Raw genomic sequence first — 23,359 nt, 5'->3', positions numbered from 1 at the left:
ACCAGCTTCTCATTCGGTTTGCGCCAAGCTAGGCGCAAATCTTGCGCTTTGCCGACCTGGTGGTTCTGGCGGGGTGGCTGCACCCGTTCCCATTCCGAACACGGCCGTGAAACGCCCCAGCGCCGATGGTACTTCGTCTTAAGACGCGGGAGAGTAGGTCGCTGCCAGGTCTGCAAAACGCAAGAGAAACAACCGCCGCTCCCCTTCGAGGCATCGCCGAGAAGGATAAGGTAGCGGCGGAAACAAACCGAAACATCTTCTCGACACACACTTCGGCCCTGCCGAACACGGGCCGCCACCAAGCGGCCCTTTTGTTTTGCTAGACTGAAAATAATCAGTGCGTCCCTTACGCGAGACAAATCCTACCGATTTGCTCGGCACAGACAAACAACGAGATTTTGCTTCGCAAAACTCGGACCGGATTAAACGGGATTTTGCCTTCGGCAAAACCCGGAAAGAGCGGATAAATCCCATAGGGATTTACCGCGATGACGGATAAACCGCTTAGCGGTTTACCTAGATGGCGCGGGGTGGAGCAGCCCGGTAGCTCGTCAGGCTCATAACCTGAAGGCCGCAGGTTCAAATCCTGCCCCCGCAACCAAATCAAAAAAAGCCCGCGCGGAGAAATCCGCCGGGCTTTTTTGGCGTTTCTCAACCACCAAAACCACCGTCACCACGCGAAACCACCACGCCCGCAAGCATAAAGCGCGCTGAAACGGCAAACCGCGACGCGATGCCAGACACTTGACCAACCCCTTCTAGCCAGCGGCGATTGTTGTGTTTTGACCAATGAAACCTGACGTCGCTGGGTGGCCAAGCAAGTAGAAGCAAGCGTATGGGCAGAGTGCACGACAGCGAAGCACATCCTGCTGATCGGCCCCTCCAGGCACCCGCTCTGCGCGATGCAGCTGGACAAGCTCTCGAAAATAGAAACTATCGCCATAATCAAAAGGGAGTCGCACCAGGCTCCGAAAATGGCGGGGGGATTCGCGAGCATGGCCTATCAGGGGACTTTGGGTATCGAGCGAACCCGACTGGTCTACGCACTCTTTCTCGTTTGCGCCGGGCTGGCGATCCTCGGCAGTCTGCTTGCCGCTTCAGACGAGTCCCCTTGGCGCTGGTTGCACTATCTGACGAAGCCGACGGCGGCCTTGTTGCTTTTCGTCGTGGTCCTGCGCAACAGCCCGGCCTCGTCACGCACCTACGGCATGGCAGTCGCCATCGGCCTGCTTTTTGCCGCGGCCGGCGACACGTTTCTGATGCTGCCCGGCGATTATTTCCTCGCCGGGTTGATCTGCTTCCTGCTGACCCATTGCGCCTACATCTTCGCACTCACCCGCGATGCCAAATTTGCGGCCCATCCCGGGCTGTTCGGTGCTTTCGCTCTGATCGCCTTTGCCGTCGTCGCTGGCCTCTGGACGTCCCTGCCGCCGGAGATGCGCATCCCAGTCATCATCTACGCATTGGCGCTCGGCGCCATGGCCGCCCAGGCCATTTGCCGCCTAAGGCAGTTCTCGGGAACGCCGGCGCAGGCAACCGCGCGGTTTGCCGCCTATGGCGGCCTACTGTTCATGATCAGCGACACGCTGCTTGCCTATGGCCGCTTCCGCTGGCAGATCCCCTACAACGCACTCTGGGTGCTCGGCACCTATTATGCCGCCCAGTATTTCTTCGCCCGTTCGACGCAAGCCCATGACAGCAAACGATAACTCATCCGCGCAGCTTCGCTCCACCTTGGACCGGCTGCGCGGCGCATGGCTGGAACAGCGTCCAACCACCGAGCAACGACGTGACGACCTGAGCCGGCTCAAGGATCGGCTGCGCGCCCGCAAGGACGAGATGTGCGAAGCGATCAATGCGGATTTCGGCCATCGCGCCCGGCATGAAACGCTGCTGGGCGAGGGCGGCGTCGTGCTTTCCGAGATCGATCACACGCTGGCGAAACTCAAGCGCTGGGTCCGGCCGGAGCAGCGGAAAGCCGGATGGAAGCTCTGGCCGGCCAAGGCAGAAGTGCGCTTCGTGCCGCTTGGCGTCGTCGGCATCATCTCGCCGTGGAACTACCCGGTCAATCTGGCGCTCGCGCCCCTGGTCGCGGCGATTGCTGCCGGCAACCATGTCTACCTGAAGCCCTCGGAGCATACGCCGAAAACGGCAGAGTTCCTGCGGTCGCTGCTTGCCGAGGTCTTTCCCACGTCGCGGGTGGCGGTCGCGCTTGGCGGCCCCGAGCTTTCCGCCAGTTTCTCGGCTCTTCCCTTCGATCATCTGTTCTTCACCGGCTCGACCGCCGTCGGGCGCAAGGTGATGGCGGCAGCCGCGCAAAACCTGACGCCGGTAACGCTCGAGCTCGGCGGCAAGTCGCCGGCGATCATCGGAGAAACCGCCGATCTCGCAAAAGCCGCAAGGCGTGTTACGACCGGCAAGTTCTTCAATGCCGGACAGACCTGCATCGCGCCCGACTACGTTCTGATTCATGAGAGCAGACGCGATGCCTTCGTGGACTTGCTGAAGCAGGAAATCGCCACGCGTTATCCGGCAAAGCGTCGCTTCGACGATTACACGGAGATCGTCAATGCCGGCCAGCACGAACGTCTGAAACGGCTGATCGCCGATGCCGATCGGCGCGGCCACAGGGTGGTCCCGCTTCTCGATGGGACACAGGACGCGCCCGGACGCCCACGCTTTCTCCCGCCGACAGTCATCCTCGATCCGGATCGCGACAGCGCCGTCATGGGCGAGGAGATCTTCGGCCCGATCCTGCCTGTTGTCAGCTACGCTTCGATCGACGCGGCGATCGGCCATGTGCTCGGCCATGACCGTCCGCTGGCGCTTTATTGCTTCACGCGCAGCGAGGCCGAAATCGAAGCCATGCTCTCGCGCGTCGTCGCCGGTGGCGTCTGCATCAACGACACGCTCTACCAGTTCGGCTGCAACGACCTGCCGTTCGGCGGCGTCGGCGCCAGCGGAATGGGACACTATCACGGGCGCGACGGATTCCTGACATTCTCCAAGGCAATGCCGATCTTGCGGAAATACGATCCGGCGCCGAGCGACCTGGTGAAACCGCCCTATAAAGGCATCGCCGACTGGGTGATCCGTTTCCTTTCGCGATAGCTGCCAAAAAAACTGCATGCGCGCTGCAATTTCGCCTTGTAGCTCTAGTTGCTAGAGGTCGTAGCCTTGCTTCAAGATTGCAAGGAGCAGGTCATGGCGAGCACTATTCGAGAAGCCCGTTATCGCGTCGAAGGCATGGATTGCGCATCCTGCGCGACCAAGATCGATACGGCGGTACGCAGGCTGTCAGGCGTCGAGGACGTTTCGGTCTCCGTATCGGCAGGCACGATGTCGGTAAAATTTGCCGATGAGAATGATCTCGCGACATCGATCGTCAGCAAAGTCGGAAAGCTGGGATATCGTCTGCATCCGATCAATGCTGGCCAGACGCTGGAACGGAAAGCAGCGCATGTGTGCTCCGGCCATGACCATGGCCACGATCATGACCACGACCGCGATCATGGGCATCACCACGACCGCCACGATCATCACGATGAGGGCCACGCCGCACAGAAGGGCGAAGACGCAGCGGCTGCGGCAATGGGCCTTCATGGCCATGACCATGGCCCGGCGAGCGGCCCGTGGTGGAAATCGGGTAAGGGCAAGCTGACGATCGCCAGCGGCCTGGCGCTGATCGCCGCCTACGCGGTCGGCAAGATGGTTCCGGCCACAGAGCCCTGGATCTTCACGCTGGCCATGCTGGTCGGCCTGTTGCCGATCGCGCGCCGCGCCCTTGCCGCTGCCACCATGGGCACGCCGTTTTCGATCGAGATGCTGATGACGCTCGCTGCCGTTGGCGCGGTCTTCATCGGGGCGACCGAAGAAGCGGCGATGGTGGTGCTGCTCTTCCTGATCGGCGAGTTGCTGGAGGGCGTAGCGGCCGGCAAGGCGCGCGCCAGCATCCAGTCGCTGACAGCACTCGTTCCAAAGACCGCCTTCGTCGAGCGGGAGGGCCGGCTGGACGAAGTTCCCGCCGAGACGCTCAGTGTCGGCGCTGTCATTCTCGTTCGTCCCGGCGACCGGATTCCGGCCGATGGTGTAGTACTGTCAGGCGAGAGCGCCGTTGACGAGGCGCCAGTGACCGGCGAGAGCACGCCGGTGCGCAAGGAGGTCGACGACACCGTCGTTGCGGGCACCGTCAATGGTTCCGGTGCGCTGCGCGTGCGAGTGACGGCCGCTGCTGCGGACAACACCATCGCGCGGATTGTCCGCCTGGTGGAGGAAGCACAGGAAAGCAAGGCGCCGACCGAGCGCTTCATCGATCGCTTCTCGCGGTACTATACGCCAGGTGTCGTCGTGGTTGCGGCGCTGGTCGCCGTGCTGCCGCCGCTTCTATGGGGCGGCGCCTGGGACGAATGGATCTACAAGGGCCTCGCGATCCTCCTGATCGGCTGCCCTTGCGCTCTGGTTATCTCGACGCCGGCTGCGATCGCTGCCAGCCTTTCGGCTGGCGCCCGGCGCGGCCTGCTGATGAAGGGCGGCGCAGTGCTCGAGAATGTCGGCAAGGTGACCGCCGCCGCCTTCGACAAGACCGGCACGCTCACCGAAGGCAAGCCGAAGGTGACCGACATTGTCGGCTTCGGCCGATCGGAGACCGAGGTTCTGTGCCTGGCGGCGGCACTCGAGCAGGGATCGAGCCATCCGCTTGCCCGCGCCATCTTGGAGCGGAGCGCAGCTGACGGCCTTGTCGTCCCCAATATCGCGACCGTAAATGCGGTCGGCGGCAAGGGGCTCGAAGGGTCAGTCGAGGGCGTCGCATTGTTCTTCGGCTCGCCAAAGGCGGCCGCTGAGCGGGCACCGATGACGGCGGCTGAGACGGCGCGTGTTTCGGCGCTCAACGACGAAGGCAAGACGGTTTCGGTGCTGGCGGCCGGTGGCGTGATTGCTGGTGCCATTGCCATGCGCGACGAGCCGCGGCCGGATGCGGCCGCCGGCGTGAAGGCGCTGACCGATGCTGGTCTGCGCGTCGTCATGCTGACCGGTGACAACCGCCGCACGGCGGAAGCAATCGGCCGCCAGTTCGGCATGGAGGTTCGCGCCGAGCTCCTGCCCGAGGACAAGCAACGCATCGTCCGTGAACTGAAGGCCGAGGGCTTCAACGTCGCCAAGATCGGCGACGGCATCAACGACGCGCCGGCGCTGGCGGCGGCCGACATCGGCATTGCCATGGGCGGCGGCACCGATGTTGCCCTTGAGACAGCCGATGCAGCGGTCCTGCATGGCCGGGTGGGCGATGTGGCGGCGATGATCCGGCTGTCCCGCGCCACCATGCGCAATATCGTTGAGAACATCACCATCGCGCTCGGCCTGAAGGCGGTCTTCCTGGTGACGACGATCATCGGTGTCACCGGCCTTTGGCCCGCCATCCTGGCCGACACCGGCGCCACAGTGCTCGTTACCATGAACGCTCTGCGTCTGCTTCGGCCGTTGCGAGCCGCTTGAACAGCTAAAATGCCTCAAAAAGACGACCGGCGGCACATGGTGTCGCCGGTTTTTCGCGTCCAGGCGCCTGTGTATATTCACGCTGGACTCTCACCAGCGATCTGATGAGAGTATAAGGAGAACTCGATTGAGGGCTTCCGCCCCGAAAAATCGATGATAAACTTATACCAAATGGTAAAAAAATCGCCGGCACGGTTTCTGGGAAGAATGCCGAAGCGGGCCAGTTTGGGGATCGCAAGGCCAATATGGACAATATTGCCATCGAACTGCGTGGGATCGACAAAAGTTTCGGCCCGGTCCACGCCAACAAGAACATCAATCTGAAGGTCCGCAAAGGGACGATCCACGGCATCATTGGCGAAAACGGTGCGGGGAAATCGACCCTGATGTCGATCCTCTACGGCTTCTATCAGGCCGACAGCGGCGAGATCCTCGTCGACGGCAAACCCGTTGCCATCCGTGATCCGAACGCGGCGATCGCCGCCGGCATCGGCATGGTCCACCAGCACTTCATGCTGGTCGAGAACTTCACTGTTCTGGAAAACATCATGCTTGGCGCCGAGGACAGCCAGATCCTCAACAAGGGCATTGCCAAGGCGCGCGTCGAGTTGAAACGGCTGGAGCGCGAATACGCGTTGGAAGTCGATCCGGACGCCGTCATCGAGGAGTTGCCGGTCGGTCTGCAGCAGCGCGTCGAGATCCTGAAGGCGCTCTATCGCCGGGCCGATATCCTGATTTTGGACGAGCCGACGGGCGTCTTGACGCCGGCCGAGGCCGATCACCTCTTCCGCGTGCTCGAGCAATTGAAGAGCCAGGGCAAGACCGTCATTCTGATCACCCACAAGCTGCGCGAGATCATGGCGATCACCGACGAGGTTTCGGTCATGCGCCGCGGCGAGATGGTGGCGACCCGCACGACGGCCGAAACGTCGGTCGAAGAGCTCGCCGAGCTCATGGTCGGGCGCCGCGTGCTCTTGCGTGTGGAGAAAGGCGAAGCCAAGCCCGGCGAGGTCAAGCTCGCCGTCGAGGGGTTGACCGTCAAGGATGGCCGTGGGGTTACCATGGTCGACAATGTCTCGTTCAATCTGCGGGCTGGCGAGATTGTCGGCATCGCCGGTGTTGCCGGCAACGGCCAGTCGGAACTGCTGGAAGCGATCTCCGGCATCCGCCGCGCCGTTTCCGGCTCCGTGCTCCTGAACGGCAAACCGATCGATGTCACCGGGCGCGCCGACCCCTCCGAGCTGCGTGATCGTGGTCTCGCCCATGTTCCGGAAGACCGCCACCATGTCGGCCTCGTCCTGAAGTTCGAAGAATGCGAAAACGCCATCCTCGGCTATCACCATGACAAGCGCTATCTCAACGGCGTCTTCCTCGACGTTGATGCGATTCGCAAGGACGCCGAGAAGCGCATCGGCGAATACGACATCCGCCCGCCGAACCCACGCTTGAAGACCGCGAATTTCTCCGGCGGCAACCAGCAGAAGATCGTGCTGGCACGCGAGATGGAGCGCGGGCCTGACGTGCTGATCATCGGTCAGCCGACGCGCGGCGTCGACGTCGGCGCCATCGAATTCATCCATAAGCGGATCATCGAGATGCGCGACCAGGGCAAGGCTGTCCTTCTGGTCTCCGTCGAGCTCGATGAAATCCGCGCCCTGTCGGACCGCATTCTGGTCATGTTCGCCGGCCGTGTCGTCGGCGAGCGCGATCCTGATGCGACCGAGGGCGAACTCGGCCTCCTGATGGCCGGTGTAGAAGGCCGCAAGGAGGCCGCAGAATGAGCACCCCTTATGCTAAGCTCCCGGGCTGGGTCGAATATGGCCTCATCCCGCTGATCAACCTCGCGGTCGCCTTCCTCGTTGCCGGCCTCGTGGTGCTGCTCGTCGGCGAAAATCCCCTGGAAGCGGCCTATCATCTGATCAACGGTGCCTTCGGCCGAGGCGAGTATTTGGGCTTCACGCTCTACTACGCCACCACCTTCATCTTCACCGGTCTTGCCGTCGCCGTCGCCTTCCATGCCGGCCTCTTCAACATTGGCGGCGAAGGCCAGGCCTATGTTGGCGGCATTGGCGTGGCGCTCGCCTGCCTCTGGCTCGATCAGACGATGCCCTGGTTCGTGGTGTTCCCGCTGGCGATCCTTGGGTCCGCCTTCTTCGGCGCGGCCTGGGCCTTCCTGCCCGGTTGGCTGCAGGCCAAGCGCGGCAGCCACATCGTCATCACCACCATCATGTTCAATTTCATCGCGTCGAGCCTGATGGTCTATCTCTTGACACGCGTCCTGAAGCCGCTCGGCTCCATGGCGCCGCAGACGCGGACCTTCGCCGAAGGCGGGCAATTGCCGAAGCTCGACTGGCTGCTTGCGATCTTCGGACTGAACGTCGGTACGGCGCCGTTCAACGTCTCGTTCCTGCTGGCGCTCGTTGCGGCCTTCTGTGTCTGGCTGCTGATCTGGCGTACCAAGCTCGGATACGAAATGCGCACTATGGGCCACAGCCCGTCGGCGGCACGCTACGCGGGCATGAGCGAGAGCCGCGTCACCGTTATCACCATGATGATCTCGGGTGGTCTCGCGGGCATGATGGCGCTGAACCCGATCATGGGTGAACAGGCGCGCATGCAGCTCGACTTCGTGCAAGGTGCAGGCTTCGTCGGCATCGCCGTGGCGTTGATGGGCCGCTCGCATCCGGCCGGCATCATCCCGGCCGCGGTGCTCTTCGGCATGCTCTATCAGGGCGGGGCCGAGATCTCCTTTGAAATGCCGTCGATCTCGCGCGACATGATCGTCATCATCCAGGGCCTGGTCATTCTCTTCGCCGGTGCACTCGAAAACATGTTCCGGCCGGCAATCACCCGGCTGTTTACGATGCAGAGCCGCCGTGCGGCCGTCGTGACGCAGACCAAGGGAGCTTGAAGCCATGGATTTCTTCCACGTCATCGTGGTGCTCCTCGAGTCCACCATCCGTGTTTCCGTTCCGCTGATCTTCGCAGCCCTTGCCGGGCTGTTCACCGAACGCGCCGGCGTTTTCGACATCGGCCTTGAAGGCAAGATGCTTGGTGCGGCCTTTGCGGCCGGCGCCGTCGCTGCGGTCACCCAGTCCGTGTGGATGGGGCTGCTTGCGGCGATCCTGATCTCGATCGCGCTGTCGTTGGTGCACGGCTACGCCTCGATCACCCAGCGCGGCAACCAGATCGTCTCCGGTGTCGCGATCAACTTCATCGTCGCCGGCTCGACCGTCATTCTCGGTGAAGCCTGGTTCCGCCAGGGCGGCCGCACGCCGGCGCTCGGGGAAGGTTCCCGTTTCCAGACGATCACCTTTCCCTATGCCGACAGCGTCAGGGAGATCCCGATCCTCGGCCCGATCTATTCTGACCTGCTTTCCGGCCATTTCCTTCTGACCTATGTCGCCTTCGCGATGGTGCCAATCAGCTGGTGGATCCTTTACCGCACCCGCTTCGGCCTGCGCTTACGCGCCGTCGGCGAAAATCCGGGCGCGGTCGATACCGCCGGCATCTCGGTTCTCTGGCTGCGTTATCGCGCAGTTATCTGCTGCGGCATCCTCTGCGGCTTTGCCGGTGCCTATCTGTCGCTGGCGATGACCGCCGGCTTCGTCAAGGGAATGACCGCTGGCAAGGGCTACATCGCGCTCGCAGCGCTGATCTTTGCCAAATGGCGGCCGTTCAACATCATGCTGGCCTGCCTGCTCTTCGGTTTCCTCGATGCGCTGGCGATCCGCCTTCAGGGCAATCCCCTGCCGCTGATCGGCCAGGTGCCGGTGCAGTTGATGCAGGCGCTGCCCTACATTCTGACCGTGATCCTGCTCGCCGGGTTCATCGGCAAGGCCATCCCGCCGAAGGCCGGCGGTGTCCCCTATGTCAAGGAGCGCTAGAACCATGGAAAAGGAACTGTTCGAGGCCGCGCGTGACGCGATGGCCAAGGCGCACGCGCCCTATTCGAAGTTTCCGGTCGGCGCGGCGATCCGTGCCGAGGACGGCAAGATCTATACCGGCGCCAACATCGAGAACCTGTCGTTCCCTGAAGGGTGGTGCGCTGAGACCACCGCTATCAGCCATATGGTCATGGCAGGCCAACGCAAGATCATGGAAGTGGCCGTCATCGCCGAGAAGCTGGCGCTCTGCCCACCCTGCGGCGGCTGCCGGCAGCGGCTGGCGGAATTTTCCGGTGCCAGCACGCGGATCTTCCTGTGTGATGAGACCGGGGTGAAGAAGACCCTGGCGCTGTCGGACCTGCTGCCGCACAGCTTCGAGACCGAGATCCTCGGATGACCGCGGCCGCTGAATTGCTGAAATCCAGGCTCGGCGGCCTTTCGCCGCGCTATGGCATCGTGCTCGGTTCCGGGCTCGGCTCGCTGGTCGATGCCGTGGACGAAACGCTGCGGCTTTCCTATGCCGACATACCAGGGTTCCCGGTCAGCAGCGTCTCCGGCCATGCCGGCGAACTCGTCGCCGGAACGCTCTCGGGCGTTCCTGTTGTCATGCTCTCCGGCCGAGTCCATTATTACGAACAGGGCGACGCCAACGCGATGCGCCTGCCGCTGGAAACCCTGAAAGCGCTCGGCATTGAGTGCCTGGTGCTGACCAATTCCGCAGGATCGCTGCGGGAGGATCTGCCGCCGGGATCGGTGATGCGGATTTCCGATCACATCAACTATTCGGGCTTCAACCCGCTGATCGGCGTGGAAAGCGACGATCGCTTCGTCGGCATGACCAATGCCTATGATGCCGAGCTCGCCGGAAGAATGCAGGAGAGTGCCGAACGCCTCGGCATTCCGCTTCTTGGCGGCGTCTATATGTGGTTCTCCGGCCCGAGTTTCGAGACGCCGGCCGAGATCCGCATGGCCCGCATCCTTGGCGCCGATGCCGTCGGCATGTCCACGGTTCCGGAGGTCATTCTCGCCCGTTTCTTCGGGCTGAGGGTCGTCGCCGCTTCGGTGATCACCAATTTCGGCGCCGGCATGACCGGGGGCGAGATCAGCCATCACGAGACGAAGGACATGGCGCCGGTTGGTGGCAAGCGGCTTGCCGCGATCCTCGCCGACATGATCGCAGCCGACGCGGTGCGCGGGTGACGATGCTTCCGCAGGAAACAATCAGGCGCAAGCGCAACGGCGAACGCCTCGCTCCAGCCGAGATCGCGGACTTTGTCCGCGGCCTTTCGGATGGCTCGATCTCCGAAGGGCAGGTCGCCGCTTTCGCCATGGCGGTCTGGTTTTCCGGCATGAGCCGCGACGAGACCGTGGCCCTGACCCTCGCGATGCGCGACTCCGGCGAAACACTCGACTGGAGCACCATCGGTCGCCCGATCGCCGACAAGCATTCTACCGGCGGCGTTGGCGACAACGTCTCGCTGATGCTGGCGCCGATCGTCGCCGCCTGCGGCCTTGCCGTGCCGATGATTTCGGGGCGCGGGCTCGGGCATACGGGCGGCACGCTCGACAAGCTCGAATCGATACCCGGCTACGATATCCAGCCGTCGGCGGCGCTATTCCGCAGGACAGTCGACGAGATCGGCTGCGCAATCATCGGCCAGACGGCGAACCTCGCTCCGGCCGACAAACGGCTTTATGCGATCCGCGACGTGACCGCGACCGTCGATTCCGTGCCGCTGATCACGGCCTCGATCCTGTCGAAGAAGCTGGCCGCCGGCCTTCAGTCGCTGGTGCTCGACGTCAAGCTCGGCAATGGCTCCTTCATGAGCGATGCCAAGGAAGCGGAGGTGCTTGCGCGCTCGCTGGTCGATGTCGCCAACGGCGCCGGCGTTCGTACCTCGGCGCTTCTGACCGACATGAACGAACCGCTGGCCGATGCCGCCGGCAACGCGTTGGAGATCGACAATTGCCTGGCCTTCCTCCGGGGCGAGAAGAAGGGCACTCGGCTCGAAACGGTCGTCCTGGCCTTTGCTGCCGAAATGTTGGTGGCGGGGGGCGTCGCTGGTGATGCCGAACAGGGCGAAGCGCTGGCGCGCAAGGCGCTTTCAAGCGGGGCGGCGCTCGAATGCTTCGGAAAAATGGTGCACGCGCTCGGCGGCCCGACGGATTTCGTCGAGCGCTCGGTGGCCTATCTCGGGCGTGCGCCGGTCATCTTGCCGGTCGAAGCGAAGCAGTCCGGCTATCTTGCAGCCTGTGAGACCCGCGAACTGGGCATGGCTGTCATTGCGCTCGGCGGCGGACGGTCGCATCCGGATGACAGGATCGATCATCGGGTCGGCTTCGATGCGCTGAAGCCGCTCGGTACGCAGATCGAGAAGGGCGACCTGATTGCCTTTGTTCATGCGGCCGATCGGGATGCTGCGGACGTAGCCCGTCGGCGTCTGCACGAACTCTATACGATCGATGATATCGAGCCGACGAAGCGTTCGCCGATTCTCGCGAAAATCACCTGACGAGGTGCAGGGCACCGTCCTCGACGCGGAAGGATGACAGCCGGTTCAGGAACGTCATGCCGATAAGCGTGCCGGAGAGCGCCTTGTCCGGCAGCACCAGTGCCTGAACGTCGCGTACCGATATGCCGCCGATCTCGATCCGGTTCAGCATCGCCGGAGCCGCTTCGACGACACCATTGGCAGTATTGACGCGAGCCGTGAAGGAAAGCGTGCTTGGTGCAATGCCGAGCCGGCGTGCGGTCGAAAGGTTGATGGCGATGCTGCTGGCGCCGGTGTCGACCAGGCCGCGCTCGCTGCGGCCGTTGATGCGGAAAGTGCCAAAGAAGTGGCCCCTGCCATCGGCGTCGAGCACAACGCTCCGCCCCGCCGCATACTTTGCCGTGGTCGTCGGCGGGGCTGCAGCTTCCTTGGCAGCCGTCTTGTTACCGCCTTGCATCAAGGCGGTCGTTGCCAAGTGCGGAACCACCATGGCTGCAAGTGCGGCCAAACCTGCCAATGCGAGCAAACGGACGAGCATGGACATCACCCTTCAATGGCATCGGATGCAGCAAACGCAAATTGCTGCGGAGACCGGTCTGCACGCCCGAAAAGGAGGCGCGATCGCTATGGAGCAGTAGACCGCATGACGCCTAAGACGACATAAAAAAGCCGCCGGATACCGGCGGCTTTCTCACGGATTTGCAATCCTGGTTAAGGATCAGGAAATCATTTGGTGCCGTACATGCGGTCGCCCGCGTCACCGAGGCCGGGCATGATGTATCCGAGTTCGTTGAGGTGGCTGTCGATCGAGGCCGTGTAGATCGGCACGTCCGGGTGTGCACCCTGGAAATTGCGGATCCCCTCGGGGGCAGCCAGCAGGCAGAGGAAGCGGATGTTCTTGGCGCCGCGCTCCTTCAGCTTGTCGATCGCTGCGATCGACGAGTTGCCGGTGGCGAGCATCGGGTCGACGACGATGATGAGGCGTTCGGACAGGCTTTCCGGCGCCTTGAAGTAATACTCCACCGCTTCCAGCGTCTCATGGTCACGATAGACGCCGATGTGCGAGACGCGGGCCGAAGGCACCAGCTCGAGCATGCCTTCCAGAAGCCCGTTGCCGGCGCGCAGGATCGAGGCGAACACAAGCTTCTTGCCCTCGAGGACCGGCGAGTCCATTTCCTCCAGCGGAGTCTCGATCCGCTCCATCGTCAGTTCGAGATCGCGCGTGACCTCGTAGCAGAGCAGCGTCGAGATCTCCCGGAGAAGCCGGCGGAAACCCGCGGTTGAGGTCTCCTTCTTGCGCATGATGGTCAGCTTGTGCTGCACAAGCGGATGATCGATCACTGTAACGCCGTTCATGGCTCACCTTTCCGGATTTTTTGTATCCGTCCTTTTTCCATGGAATGCGTCGTCGCCGCAAGGGTATTGGCCGGCCGGAGAACGTCATCCCCAGCCGACGGACGGCAATCCGGCGTCGCGGTTTCCAGAGCATCCCGCTTTCAAGCGTAATCGCTTGAAGCGGGAAGATGCTCTGGCATCATAGGCTAGAGCCAAGTGCGTTCACCTGAACGCACGGCGCTCTAGATCCGCGCGAGCAGCCGCTGGCGCGTCGGCTCGTCGACGAAGGCGGCCTCGATCGCCGTGCGGGTCATGCGGTTGATCTCCTCGTCGGTGAAGCCCATCACCGCAGAGGCGATGTCGTATTCCTGAGCGAGCGACGTATGGAAGAACGGTGGATCGTCGGAATTGAGCGTGACGCGCACGCCGGCCTCGTAAAGTGCCCGCAATGGGTGCGAGGCGAAGTCCGGGAAGACCTGCAGCGAGATGTTGGAGCCGGGGCAGACTTCGAGCACGACTCCGGCATCGGCAAGGCGCCGCACCAGATCCATGTCTTCGATCGCCCGAACGCCATGGCTGATGCGCGAGGGGTGCACGTGGTCAAGCGCGTCGCGCACACTAAAGGCGCCGGAGAGCTCGCCCGCATGGATCGTCAGGCCAAGGCCTGCGTCCCGTACAATGTCGAAGGCGCGGGCAAAATCGGCCACGTTGTGCATGCGTTCTTCGCCAGCGAGGTTGAAGCCGGTGACGAGCGCATGCTCCCGCCTGGCCGCGAATTCTGCGGTCTTGATTACGGACTCCGGGCCGAGATGGCGAATGCCTGTGATCAGCATGCGCGATTCGATCCCGGTCTTCTGCCTTGCGGCTTCCATGCCGGCGGCAAGGCCCTCAAGGTAAGCTTTCGCGCCCAGGCCGATCGTGTTGCCGTGGTCGGGCGAAACGATGATTTCACTGTAGATCGTGCCGGCTTCGGCAAGCTCCGTCAGATAGGCTTCGGCGAGCAGTGCGTAGTCTTCCTCGGTCCGAAACAGCGAGGCGGTGGCGTCGTAGCATTTCACGAAGCTGGTGAAGTCTTCCCAGACATAGGCCCTGTCACGGATGATCGCGCTGGTGTCGATGCCATACTTCTCGGCCTGAGCTAAAGCCAGCTCAGGCGGCGTCGCGCCTTCGATGTGGCAATGCAGCTCCGCCTTCTTCAGATGCGCGGTCAAATGAGGCTTCTCCCATGATGGCCCGGCGCGATGCCGAGATGTTTGGCGACGGATTCGCCGATATGCGCGAAGGTGTTGGCGACGCCGAGCGAGCGGCTGCGCAGCGACGGTCCGAACATCAGCACCGGCACCCGCTCGCGCGTATGGTCGGTGCCGCGCCAGGTCGGGTCGCAGCCGTGATCGGCCGTGAGGATGACGATGTCGGTGGGCTGCAGGCGGCGGTCGAGATCCGGCAGGCGCGCATCGAAGGCTTCGAGTGCTGCCGCGTAACCGGCGACGTCGCGGCGATGGCCGTAGAGCATGTCGAAATCGACGAAATTGGTGAAGACCAGGCTGCCGTCTTCGGCCTCGTCGATGGCCGCGAGACTTGCGTCGAAGAGCGCCATATTGCCGTCGGCCTTCGTCAGCTTCGTCACCCCCTGGTGGGCGAAGATGTCGCCGATCTTGCCGATCGCGTGAACCGTGCGCCCCGCTTCCGTCAGCCGGTCGAGGATCGTCGGCTCCGGCGGCAGCACGGAATAGTCACGGCGATTGCCGGTCCGGGTGAAAGTCTGCGGGCTGGTGCCGACGAAGGGGCGGGCGATCACGCGGCCGATATTGTAGTCGTCGACCAGGCGGCGGACCGTCTGGCAAAGCTCAAGCAGGCGATCGAGCCCGAAGCTCTGCTCATGCGCCGCGATCTGGAAGACCGAGTCCGAAGAGGTGTAGCAGATCGGCTTGCCGCTGCGCATGTGCTCCTCGCCGTGGCGGGCGATGATGTCGGTGCCGGAAGCATGGCAATTGCCGAGGATGCCGGGAATGTTGCCTTCGCGGCAGATGGTTTCGACGAGCTCGGGCGGAAAGGCATCGCCTTCAGCCGAAAAGTAACCCCAATCGAACATGACCGGCGTGCCGCCGATTTCCCAGTGCCCGGAGGGCGTGTCCTTGCCGCGCGAGACTTCGCTGGCGGCGCCAAAGGCACCATAGACCCGATTGGGCACCGGCATGCCCTTGGGAATCGTGCCGTTGGCGAGCTTTGCTGCGTGAACAAGGCCAAGGGCGGACATGTTCGGCAGATTGAGCGGCCCTTCTCGCAAACCAACCCGATCTGCGGCGCCGGCGGCGCAGAACTCGGCGATGTGTCCGAGCGTGTTGGCGCCCAGGTCACCGTAGGCTTCGGCATCCGGCGCGCCGCCTAAGCCGAAGGAATCGAGAACGAATAGAAACGCACGCGCCATGATGCACCTGACAGCGGAAGCGCTCGCATCGCGCTCCGAAAGCTTCTGGAAGAACGCGACGACGCCGGAGGCGCGCGCCACGCACAATCCCGAAGGGATAGCGCTGCGCACGGCGCAATGCAATTGCGCCGGATCAGTGCCCGATCAGCAATCAGTGCATTTTATTGTTTGGGCGAGACGCGAATGGAAGTAGGCCGTCTTGGAGAGGTCTATCGTCTTCGCCGTGGCCTGAAGGCTCGGAGCGTAGAGCAGCAACTCGTGCGGCACGGTCAGCTCCGTGCGAATGACAAAGGACTTGTTGGCCGTGAATTGCCCGGGCAGGGTGACCTTCGAATTCACGCTGTAGGGAACCCCGCCGGCCTGATCGCGCGACCAAATGACGGTCCCCTCATTGGTGCTTGAGACCTCGATACCGGTGATCTTCAGTGTGTAGTTCGCGTTCCCATAGGGTTCGAGAATACTCTTTGCGATATTCGGCACCTTGGCGAGGAAGGCTTTGTTGACTTCCGATTGCTGTGCGATGATGTCGGCGACGGCGCTCGCGGCGCGGGCCGTCTTGCCTGCGACCGTAAAACCGACCGAAAGCTCGAACGCACCGAGATAGGTTATGATCAGCAAGGGTGCGACGATCGCGAATTCAACGGCTCCGACGCCGCGTTTGTCCCGCCGCAGTGCGTGAAACATGGCAGAAACCGCCCGAAGGCGCAGGATCGTTTGCTTCGCAATCTGCTTCACGGCAAACCTCACTCGCTCTCGTTTCGGAAGGTGGCGGTTGCCACCATGAGATAGTCCTTCGGCATGCTCGCGCCGGCGGGCCGCAAATTGGTGACGAACGGCCTGACGAGGTCGGTGATCACGCTCCACCGATAGTAGGCACGCACCACGTTGAAGGTACCCGGACCGCCGGGGGCAAACTTGAAGTCGCCCGTATCAATATCGGTCGAATCCGCCTTGCGCGGGATGTTCACAGGAAACGTGCTGAGATCCGAGACCGCCCGGACATCCAGGTAGAACTGCGAGGGCTGGTTTGCTTCGGTGGCGGAGCATTTCATCAGGACTGAGATTTCATTGCAGAAGGCCTGGCGAAACTGCGCCTGAGTCATATCCGTGGCCTTCCCCCGCTGGAAGGTAATCTGGCCGGTACGGACCTTGCGCGCCATCGTCTCCGTTGCGTTCGCCAGGAGCTGGTCGCCGTAGAAGGCGGCAAAGGTTTCGAGTGAGGCGAAAATCACCACGAAGAAGGGCAGCGCGAGGATGGCGAACTCGATGCTCGTCGTGCCTTTGCGGTTGCGGATGAAGCGGCGCAGAATGCCTTTTCGCCTGATATCAGGCCCGCTCGCACGTTCGATTGCCTGCTCGCTGCTCATTGTGCCGTCCCATCATGTTACGCCAGACGGGCGGAAGATTATGGAGCAACCGTTGATATTTCGTTCCCGCAAATCATGTGCATTTTAACGAATCGCGGGTCGAAACCCATAAAATTCAGTTGGTGCTACCTGTGGTTTTACGTTCCGCGTGTCGTTCACAATTTGGCGTACAGGAGAGCACGGTGCGCGACGTCTGTTTGTAGACGCGCACGGTGTTGCCTTCATCGATCGACACCAGAATCCGCTCATCGACAATGGCGTTTCCATCCTGGTCGAGGATGACCAGATTGGTCGTGCCAAAATTGCGGCCGGTGATGACGATGGTTCGGGCATCGGCAACCGTGGCGTCTGCCACTTCGGCATTGCCGATGATGACCTTGCTGACCGGACGGTCGAGTTTGAGCACGCGCGCGTGATCCATATAGACGCGCATCATGTCGTTCTCTGCAGCAGCGGCGACCACCGGGAGCGACGCGATCACGAAAGCAAACAGGGCGGCTCGGCCGGTCGCGAATGGCATGGTCATGGCGGGTCCTTGAGGTGATGCTCACGCCATACTCCCTCGTCTTGGTGAATGAACCGTTAAATCCATGATTTCGAGACCGGATAGGCGCCCCGCGCCGTTTTCTGTTCGTTTACCCAAAAATCAGGGATGCATCGTTAACCTGTCGGTAACCGCCTTCTTTAAGTCGATGGAAATGCGCCAGGACTAGTTTGAGGCCATCCGATCAACGGCAACAGTTGGCGGAAGTGCTGAACAACAAACGCGAAGTAGGAGAATCATCATGAAGAAGATTTTTGCCCGTCTGATGAAGGACGAGTCCGGCGCGACCGCGATCGAGTACGGCCTGATCGCCGCCCTCATCTCGGTTGCCCTCATTGCTGGCGCAAGCACCCTGGGCAACGCGCTCGACGACACATTCAGCAAGCTGGGCACGAAGCTGACGACCGAAACGAACGGTCTCTGATCTGACTGCTTTAAGCGAGGAAAAATTCGCATGACGAAGATTTTCCATCGCCTGAAGCGGGATGAAGGCGGTGCGACCGCGATCGAGTATGGCTTAATCGCGGCGCTTGTTTCCGCAGCCCTGATCGCCGGTGCATCCACGCTTGGCAACACGCTCGATTCCGCGCTCAGTAAAATCGGGTCGAGCATTGCGACGAGCGGCAAGATCTGACGAACGGGTCCCGCAATGACCTGAAATGGAGCCGCTCCAAAGGCGGCTCCATTGTTATCTGGAGTCCTGCGGGGCATCGGAGATTGCATACCCTCCTTCGGAAGACCGGAACATGACTGAAGCCGCCATTTTCGTGATCTTTCCCTTCTGTCTGGGATTTGCAGCGTTTTCGGACCTGCTGACCATGACGATTCCCAATCGCGTTTCGGTGATCCTTCTGGGCAGCTTTCTTGTCGTGGCGCCGTTGGCGGGGCTCGATTTCACGGAGATCGCCCGGCATATGGCTGCGGCCTTGGTTGTCTTTGCCGTGTGCTTCGGTCTGTTTGCCGCAAACGTGATGGGCGGCGGAGACGCCAAGCTCTTAACCGCCAGCGCCATCTGGTTCGGGTTCACCCCATCGTTGACCGCTTTTCTGCTCTACGTCTCGATTTTTGGAGGCTTGCTGACGCTTGCCATCCTGATGCTGCGCCGGCATGAAAACACAATACTGGCGAGTGGCATCCCTGTTCCGCAACTCTTGCTGACGGCCAAGAAAATTCCCTACGGCGTTGCAATCGCGCTTGGTGGCTTTGCCGCCTATCCGGCTTCGCCGCTCATGCAGGCGGCCTTTGCGCGCCTTTCTTAAGGCCCGGGCGCGGGGCATCACCTTTCGTTAACTCTCCTCATAAGCAATCCGTTAACTATAATTACACCAATTCCTGATCAATCTGACCCTGGCATTTTTCGGGGCTCGGAAACGATCATGAAACCGGTTCGCATCATCATACTGGCGGTGGCCGTTCTATCGGCTGCAATGGCTGGTCTATTGGCGATGAAACTGACGCGCGCACCTGCGCCGTTGGCCGCCGAGCCTCTGATCGAGCGGGCGCCGACCGTCAACGTCCTGGTTGCCAGCAAGAGCCTGCCTGTCGGTTCGCGCCTGGGCGGCGATTCCATCCAGTGGATGGCCTGGCCGAAGGACGGTTTGGTTGACGGCCTGATCACCGACGAAAGTCAACCGTCGGCAATCGACGACCTCACCGGAGCCGTCGTTCGCTTGCCGATCTTCAACGGCGAGCCGGTCCGTCACGAAAAGGTCGCAGACTCGTCCAACCGCATCATGTCGTCGCTGTTGCCGGCGGGCAAACGCGCCGTCGCGACGGAAATCACCGTCGCTACCGGTGCCGGCGGCTTCATCCTTCCGAATGACCGTGTCGACGTCATCATGGTCCGCAAGGGCGATGGCGAACTCTACCTGACCGAAACCGTGCTCAGCAACGTGCGTGTTCTGGCGATCGACCAGCAGGTCGAGGAGAAGGAAGACGGCACCAAGGCCGTGGTCGGAACCACGGCCACGCTGGAGCTGACGCCCGACCAGTCGAAAGTAATGACAGTGGCGCAGCAGATGGCCGAGCGCATTTCATTGGCGCTCCGAAGCGTCGCCGATGCACAGGAATCCGACACCGACGCCGCAGACTATCTATTGAGCGGCGACGGTCAGCCGAGCATTCAGGTCATCAAATCCGGGTCCATCGTCAAGAGCGATGGCGCCCTCGGCCAGACACAGCAGTAACCAGGCTAGAATGGGGCATAAGGTGAAACGGAGCGGAAACACATTTCGGGCGTCTGTCGCAGCCGGCCTATCATTCTGCCTGGCGTTTACCGGCATGTATCTGCCGGCGCCGACGGTCGCACTCGCCGCTGCTTCCTCCGTCGTGCGGATCGTTGAAAGCGGCCCAGGCGTCAAGAAGAAGGTCAGTCTCGGCTTAAACAAGGCCGTGGTCGTCGACCTGCCGGCGGACGCGCACGACATTCTCGTGGCGGACCCGTCGCTGGCGGACGCAGTGACGCGCACCTCACGGCGTATCTATCTCTTCGGCAAATCCGTCGGCCAGACCAACATCTTCGTCTTCGGCCCCAATGGCGAGGAGATCGTCAGCCTCGACATCGAAGTCGAGCGCGATATCGCCAATCTCCAGTCCAATCTGCGTCGCTTCATTCCGGACGCCGACATCAATGTCGAGATCATTTCGGACAACATCGTCTTGACCGGAACCGTGCGAACGCCGCTCGATTCCACCCGTGCCGTAGACCTTGCGAAGGCCTTCCTCCAGGGCGGCGAGGCGACCACGCGCAACATCACCGCCCAGGGCAACAATGGCGATGCCGACATCTTCGCTGAAGATCGCCAGGTTTCGCAGATCGTCAACCTCCTGACGATCGACGGCGATGACCAGGTCAACCTCAAGGTCACGGTGGCCGAAGTCAGCCGCCAGGTGCTGAAGCAGCTCGGTTTCAACGGCCGTGTTAGCGACGGCGAAAGCGGCATCGGTTTCCGCAATCCGGCCAACCTCGGGGATGCGATCGGCGTTGGTGTCAACGCGGTGATCAACAAGTCTGTCGGCGGCACGATGATCTCCAGCTACATCAACGCGATGGAGCAGGCGGGTGTGATGCGGACACTGGCCGAGCCAAGCCTGACGGCGATTTCTGGTCAGGAGGCGAAGTTCTATGTCGGCGGTCAGTTTCGCCTGTCGGGAACCCAGGAAGTCACGACCGACGATCAGACCGGCGAAAACAGGGTCACGCGCGAAGTCAACGACGTCGAATACGGCATCCGCCTGAACTTCAAGCCTGTTGTCCTGGGACCGGGACGCATCAGCCTGCAGATCGAGACGAATGTCTCTGAGCCCACCTATGAGGGATCCGTCGTCACTGGCAACGGCACGAGCAAGATTCCTGGCAATACCTTTCTCGGCATCCGCAGGCGCGAAGCTTCGACCAGCGTCGAGTTGCCTTCCGGCGGCTCGATCGTGATCGCCGGCCTGGTTCAGGACAATATTCGCCAGGCGATGTCCGGCCTGCCGGGTGCTTCGAAGATCCCGATCCTCGGAACGCTCTTCCGCAGCAAGGATTTCGTGCGCAACGAAACCGAGCTCGTCATCATCGCGACGCCCTATCTTGTCCGTCCTGTCGCCAGAAGCGCGATCTCCCGGCCTGACGACAATTTCAATCCGGCCAATGATCTCGACAGCTACTTCCTTGGCCGCGTGAACCGCATCTACGGGCGGCCGGAGGCGGCCGCTCCGGCAGGGCGTTACCACGGCAATGTCGGCTTCATCTACAAATAGGTCGGATCATGACGCTTCGAACCGGTTCCCACCAGAATTCTGAAAGGCCGACTGCCATGCCCCTGAGCACATCCAGCGCCTTCATGCGATGCACGAGCCGCGTGGCCATGCTGGCCATCGCTGGTATCTTTCTTGCGAGCTGCGGGACAAAGGACAATCTCGCTACTGGCTCGATTCCGGACGACTATCGCACGAGACATCCGATCGTGCTCGCCGAAGGCGAACGCGCCATCGACATCCCGATCGCATCGGGCGACCGTCGCCTGACCCAGGGCACGCGCGATGTTATCGCCGGGTTCGCTTCCGACTATCGCAATTCGGCAAGCGGCGTCGTGCAGATCATGATGCCGCGCGGCGCGGCCAACAGCCATGCTGCGCAAGCGATGCGCAGGGAAATCCGCGGCGTCCTGGTTGCTGCGGGCATTCCCGCCAAACGTCTGCTCGAAACGAGCTACGACGCCGGACCTTATGGAGACGCGGCACCGATCCGCTTGAGCTACGTTGCGATTACCGCCCAGACCGCGCCTTGCGGCACCTGGCCGGAAGATCTGAACCTCAACACACTGGAAAACAAGAACTATTACAATTTCGGTTGCGCCTCGCAATCGAACCTGGCCGCCCAGATCGCCAATCCGACAGACCTGCTCGGCCCGCGCCAGACGTCGCCGATCGACGCGGAACAGCGTGGCCAGGTGATCAAGGACTGGCGTGGAACCGACAAGAGCGACGGCCCGGTCGTCATCTTCAACTGATAGCGGCGGGATGAAGAAATGAACACGATCGATTATAAGATCGGCACCGGCGGCGAGGGGGACGATCCTTTCTCCGACCAGGTGCGCACGGGCGATCTGGAGCAAGTCCGCCCGCTACCGCGGATCTCGATCCACGCATTCTGCGAAACCAATGCAATGCAGCAGCTGATGGAGCGTTGCGGGCGGGACCGGCGCATGGCCAAGGTCAGCTTGCGCATCAACAGCGGCAGCATCGACGCGGCCGCAAACATGTTCGCGACCGTGTCTACCCCCAATCTCATCATCCTTGAAACATCGACCGAACCACGGTCGCTACTGGCCGAGCTTACGCCGCTTGCAGAGGTCTGCGACCCGAGCACCAAGGTGATTCTCGTCGGCAAACACAATGATATCGGGCTCTATCGCGAGCTCATCCGCAACGGCATTTCGGAATACATGGTCGCACCGGTGTCTATGCCGGACATTCTCACCGCCGTTTCGGCGATCTTCGTCGACCCGGATGCCGAGCCCCTGGGCCGAAGCATCGCCTTCATCGGTGCAAAGGGCGGTTGCGGTTCGTCGGTGATCGCGCACAATTGCGCCTGGGGCATCTCCAGCCTCTTCTCGACCGAGACCATTCTCGCCGATCTCGACCTTCCCTATGGCACGGCCAACATCGATTTCGACCAGGATCCGCCGCAGGGCATTGCCGAAGCGGTGTTTGCGCCAGAGCGCCTGGACGAGGTGTTCCTTGACCGGCTGCTGACCAAATGCTCCGACCACCTGTCGCTGTTGGCCGCCCCCTCCATGCTGGACCGCGCCTATGATTTTGAGACCGGTGCGTTCCACCCGATCCTGGAGATCCTGCAGCGCAGCGCCCCCGTTTCCGTACTCGATCTTCCGCATCTGTGGACGGACTGGACCCGCGCCGTGCTCGGAGAAGCCGACGAAGTGGTGATTACCGCGATCCCCGATCTCGCCAGCCTGCGCAATACCAAGAACCTGCTCGATGCAATGAAGAAGCTGCGTCCAAACGACAAACCGCCCCACTTGGTTCTGAACCAGGTCGGGATGCCGAAGCGTCCGGAGATTACGGCGAGCGAGTTCTGCGATTCGCTGGAAACCGAAGCGGCGGCCATCATTCCCTTTGACGCGGCCCTATTTGGCAACGCTTCGAACAGCGGACGGATGATAGCGGAAATCGACAAGAAGGCGCCGGCGGCTGAAACGTTCTCACAGCTCGCGCATCTTTTGACCGGCCGGGTAACGATGAAGAAGGCTCGGCGCGGCGGACTTGGAAAGGTGCTTGCCGCGCTCGGCAGGAAATAGACTGGACAT

Annotated in this window: 23 protein-coding genes, 1 tRNA gene and 1 rRNA gene; 18 read left to right on the top strand and 7 right to left on the bottom strand. The window is 62.0% G+C overall.

Features of this window, described 5'->3' with window-relative positions; genetic code table 11:
• Positions 1-55 precede the first annotated feature (55 nt).
• The 11 genes from rrf to deoA all read left to right on the top strand — a co-directional run bounded on the left by rrf (position 56) and on the right by deoA (position 11,893).
• Positions 56-170, top strand: a 5S ribosomal RNA gene (gene rrf, locus ACTJKE_RS32420).
• A gap of 354 nt (positions 171-524) precedes the next feature.
• Positions 525-601 (top strand) — tRNA-Met (locus ACTJKE_RS32415).
• Between the two features lie 394 nt (positions 602-995).
• Positions 996-1,709, top strand: a complete 714-nt coding sequence (locus tag ACTJKE_RS32410) for a lysoplasmalogenase (RefSeq protein WP_112994258.1) — start codon at positions 996-998, stop codon at positions 1,707-1,709.
• Positions 1,693-3,111: a coniferyl aldehyde dehydrogenase gene (locus ACTJKE_RS32405; protein ID WP_112994257.1), complete on the top strand. Its 1,419-nt coding sequence runs from the start codon at positions 1,693-1,695 to the stop codon at positions 3,109-3,111. Before ACTJKE_RS32410 ends, ACTJKE_RS32405 begins: the two co-directional genes overlap by 17 nt.
• A gap of 93 nt (positions 3,112-3,204) precedes the next feature.
• A complete protein-coding gene (locus ACTJKE_RS32400; RefSeq protein ID WP_440693511.1) occupies positions 3,205-5,493 on the top strand; it encodes a heavy metal translocating P-type ATPase in 2,289 nt (762 codons plus the stop codon).
• A 245-nt stretch (positions 5,494-5,738) separates the two neighbouring features.
• On the top strand, positions 5,739-7,274 hold the full coding sequence (locus ACTJKE_RS32395; protein WP_057247713.1) for an ABC transporter ATP-binding protein: 1,536 nt from the start codon (positions 5,739-5,741) through the stop codon (positions 7,272-7,274).
• A complete protein-coding gene (locus tag ACTJKE_RS32390; protein WP_058324463.1) occupies positions 7,271-8,404 on the top strand; it encodes an ABC transporter permease in 1,134 nt (377 codons plus the stop codon). Before ACTJKE_RS32395 ends, ACTJKE_RS32390 begins: the two co-directional genes overlap by 4 nt.
• Positions 8,405-8,408: 4 nt before the next feature.
• Positions 8,409-9,380 (top strand): ABC transporter permease, encoded by a 972-nt coding sequence (locus ACTJKE_RS32385; RefSeq protein WP_057247715.1) that lies wholly within the window; start codon positions 8,409-8,411, stop codon positions 9,378-9,380.
• A gap of 4 nt (positions 9,381-9,384) precedes the next feature.
• Complete coding sequence (locus ACTJKE_RS32380) at positions 9,385-9,777, top strand: cytidine deaminase (protein WP_034805117.1); 393 nt, start codon at positions 9,385-9,387, stop codon at positions 9,775-9,777.
• A complete protein-coding gene (locus ACTJKE_RS32375) occupies positions 9,774-10,580 on the top strand; it encodes a purine-nucleoside phosphorylase (RefSeq protein ID WP_058328335.1) in 807 nt (268 codons plus the stop codon). Before ACTJKE_RS32380 ends, ACTJKE_RS32375 begins: the two co-directional genes overlap by 4 nt.
• Positions 10,577-11,893 carry a thymidine phosphorylase gene (deoA, locus tag ACTJKE_RS32370; RefSeq protein WP_113132921.1) on the top strand — a complete coding sequence of 439 codons (1,317 nt, stop codon included), beginning with the start codon at positions 10,577-10,579 and terminating at the stop codon, positions 11,891-11,893. Before ACTJKE_RS32375 ends, deoA begins: the two co-directional genes overlap by 4 nt.
• Here the strand turns inward: deoA and ACTJKE_RS32365 are convergent.
• The 7 genes from ACTJKE_RS32365 to ACTJKE_RS32335 form a co-directional block, all read right to left on the bottom strand.
• Positions 11,886-12,410 carry a TIGR02281 family clan AA aspartic protease gene (locus ACTJKE_RS32365; RefSeq protein ID WP_440693508.1) on the bottom strand — a complete coding sequence of 175 codons (525 nt, stop codon included), beginning with the start codon at positions 12,408-12,410 and terminating at the stop codon, positions 11,886-11,888. The two genes, deoA and ACTJKE_RS32365, sit on opposite strands and share 8 nt — an antisense overlap.
• 188 nt (positions 12,411-12,598) lie before the next feature.
• Entirely contained in the window at positions 12,599-13,228 is a 630-nt protein-coding gene (gene upp / locus ACTJKE_RS32360; protein ID WP_058324465.1) for a uracil phosphoribosyltransferase, read from the bottom strand.
• 221 nt (positions 13,229-13,449) lie between these two features.
• Positions 13,450-14,418 (bottom strand): adenosine deaminase, encoded by a 969-nt coding sequence (locus ACTJKE_RS32355; RefSeq protein ID WP_440693506.1) that lies wholly within the window; start codon positions 14,416-14,418, stop codon positions 13,450-13,452.
• The gene (locus tag ACTJKE_RS32350) at positions 14,415-15,635 is read right to left on the bottom strand and encodes a phosphopentomutase (protein ID WP_057248218.1); all 1,221 of its coding nucleotides are present in this window, start codon (positions 15,633-15,635) and stop codon (positions 14,415-14,417) included. Before ACTJKE_RS32350 ends, ACTJKE_RS32355 begins: the two co-directional genes overlap by 4 nt.
• 144 nt (positions 15,636-15,779) lie before the next feature.
• A complete protein-coding gene (locus ACTJKE_RS32345) occupies positions 15,780-16,319 on the bottom strand; it encodes a TadE/TadG family type IV pilus assembly protein (RefSeq protein WP_093235394.1) in 540 nt (179 codons plus the stop codon).
• A gap of 59 nt (positions 16,320-16,378) precedes the next feature.
• Entirely contained in the window at positions 16,379-17,002 is a 624-nt protein-coding gene (locus ACTJKE_RS32340) for a TadE/TadG family type IV pilus assembly protein (RefSeq protein ID WP_113132920.1), read from the bottom strand.
• A gap of 115 nt (positions 17,003-17,117) precedes the next feature.
• Entirely contained in the window at positions 17,118-17,528 is a 411-nt protein-coding gene (locus tag ACTJKE_RS32335; protein WP_110880877.1) for a pilus assembly protein N-terminal domain-containing protein, read from the bottom strand.
• A 259-nt stretch (positions 17,529-17,787) separates the two neighbouring features.
• On the opposite strand from ACTJKE_RS32335, the gene ACTJKE_RS32330 reads away from it, so the two are divergent.
• The 7 genes from ACTJKE_RS32330 to ACTJKE_RS32300 all read left to right on the top strand — a co-directional run bounded on the left by ACTJKE_RS32330 (position 17,788) and on the right by ACTJKE_RS32300 (position 23,350).
• The gene (locus ACTJKE_RS32330) at positions 17,788-17,970 is read left to right on the top strand and encodes a Flp family type IVb pilin (protein ID WP_110880878.1); all 183 of its coding nucleotides are present in this window, start codon (positions 17,788-17,790) and stop codon (positions 17,968-17,970) included.
• Between the two features lie 30 nt (positions 17,971-18,000).
• Positions 18,001-18,180 (top strand): Flp family type IVb pilin, encoded by a 180-nt coding sequence (locus ACTJKE_RS32325; protein WP_110880879.1) that lies wholly within the window; start codon positions 18,001-18,003, stop codon positions 18,178-18,180.
• Between the two features lie 112 nt (positions 18,181-18,292).
• Complete coding sequence (locus ACTJKE_RS32320) at positions 18,293-18,805, top strand: A24 family peptidase (protein WP_113132919.1); 513 nt, start codon at positions 18,293-18,295, stop codon at positions 18,803-18,805.
• Positions 18,806-18,922: 117 nt separating this feature from the next.
• Positions 18,923-19,732 carry a Flp pilus assembly protein CpaB gene (cpaB, locus tag ACTJKE_RS32315; protein WP_110880881.1) on the top strand — a complete coding sequence of 270 codons (810 nt, stop codon included), beginning with the start codon at positions 18,923-18,925 and terminating at the stop codon, positions 19,730-19,732.
• 10 nt (positions 19,733-19,742) lie between these two features.
• Entirely contained in the window at positions 19,743-21,290 is a 1,548-nt protein-coding gene (locus tag ACTJKE_RS32310) for a type II and III secretion system protein family protein (protein ID WP_057247727.1), read from the top strand.
• Positions 21,291-21,346: 56 nt separating this feature from the next.
• Positions 21,347-22,042, top strand: a complete 696-nt coding sequence (locus tag ACTJKE_RS32305; protein ID WP_057247728.1) for a CpaD family pilus assembly protein — start codon at positions 21,347-21,349, stop codon at positions 22,040-22,042.
• A gap of 18 nt (positions 22,043-22,060) precedes the next feature.
• Positions 22,061-23,350 (top strand): AAA family ATPase, encoded by a 1,290-nt coding sequence (locus ACTJKE_RS32300; RefSeq protein ID WP_440693502.1) that lies wholly within the window; start codon positions 22,061-22,063, stop codon positions 23,348-23,350.
• Positions 23,351-23,359: the final 9 nt, after the last annotated feature.

This window comes from Ensifer sp. 22521 (genome assembly GCF_052044795.1).
GTDB lineage: Bacteria > Pseudomonadota > Alphaproteobacteria > Rhizobiales > Rhizobiaceae > Ensifer.
This window is presented reverse-complemented; position numbering and strand designations above follow the sequence as displayed.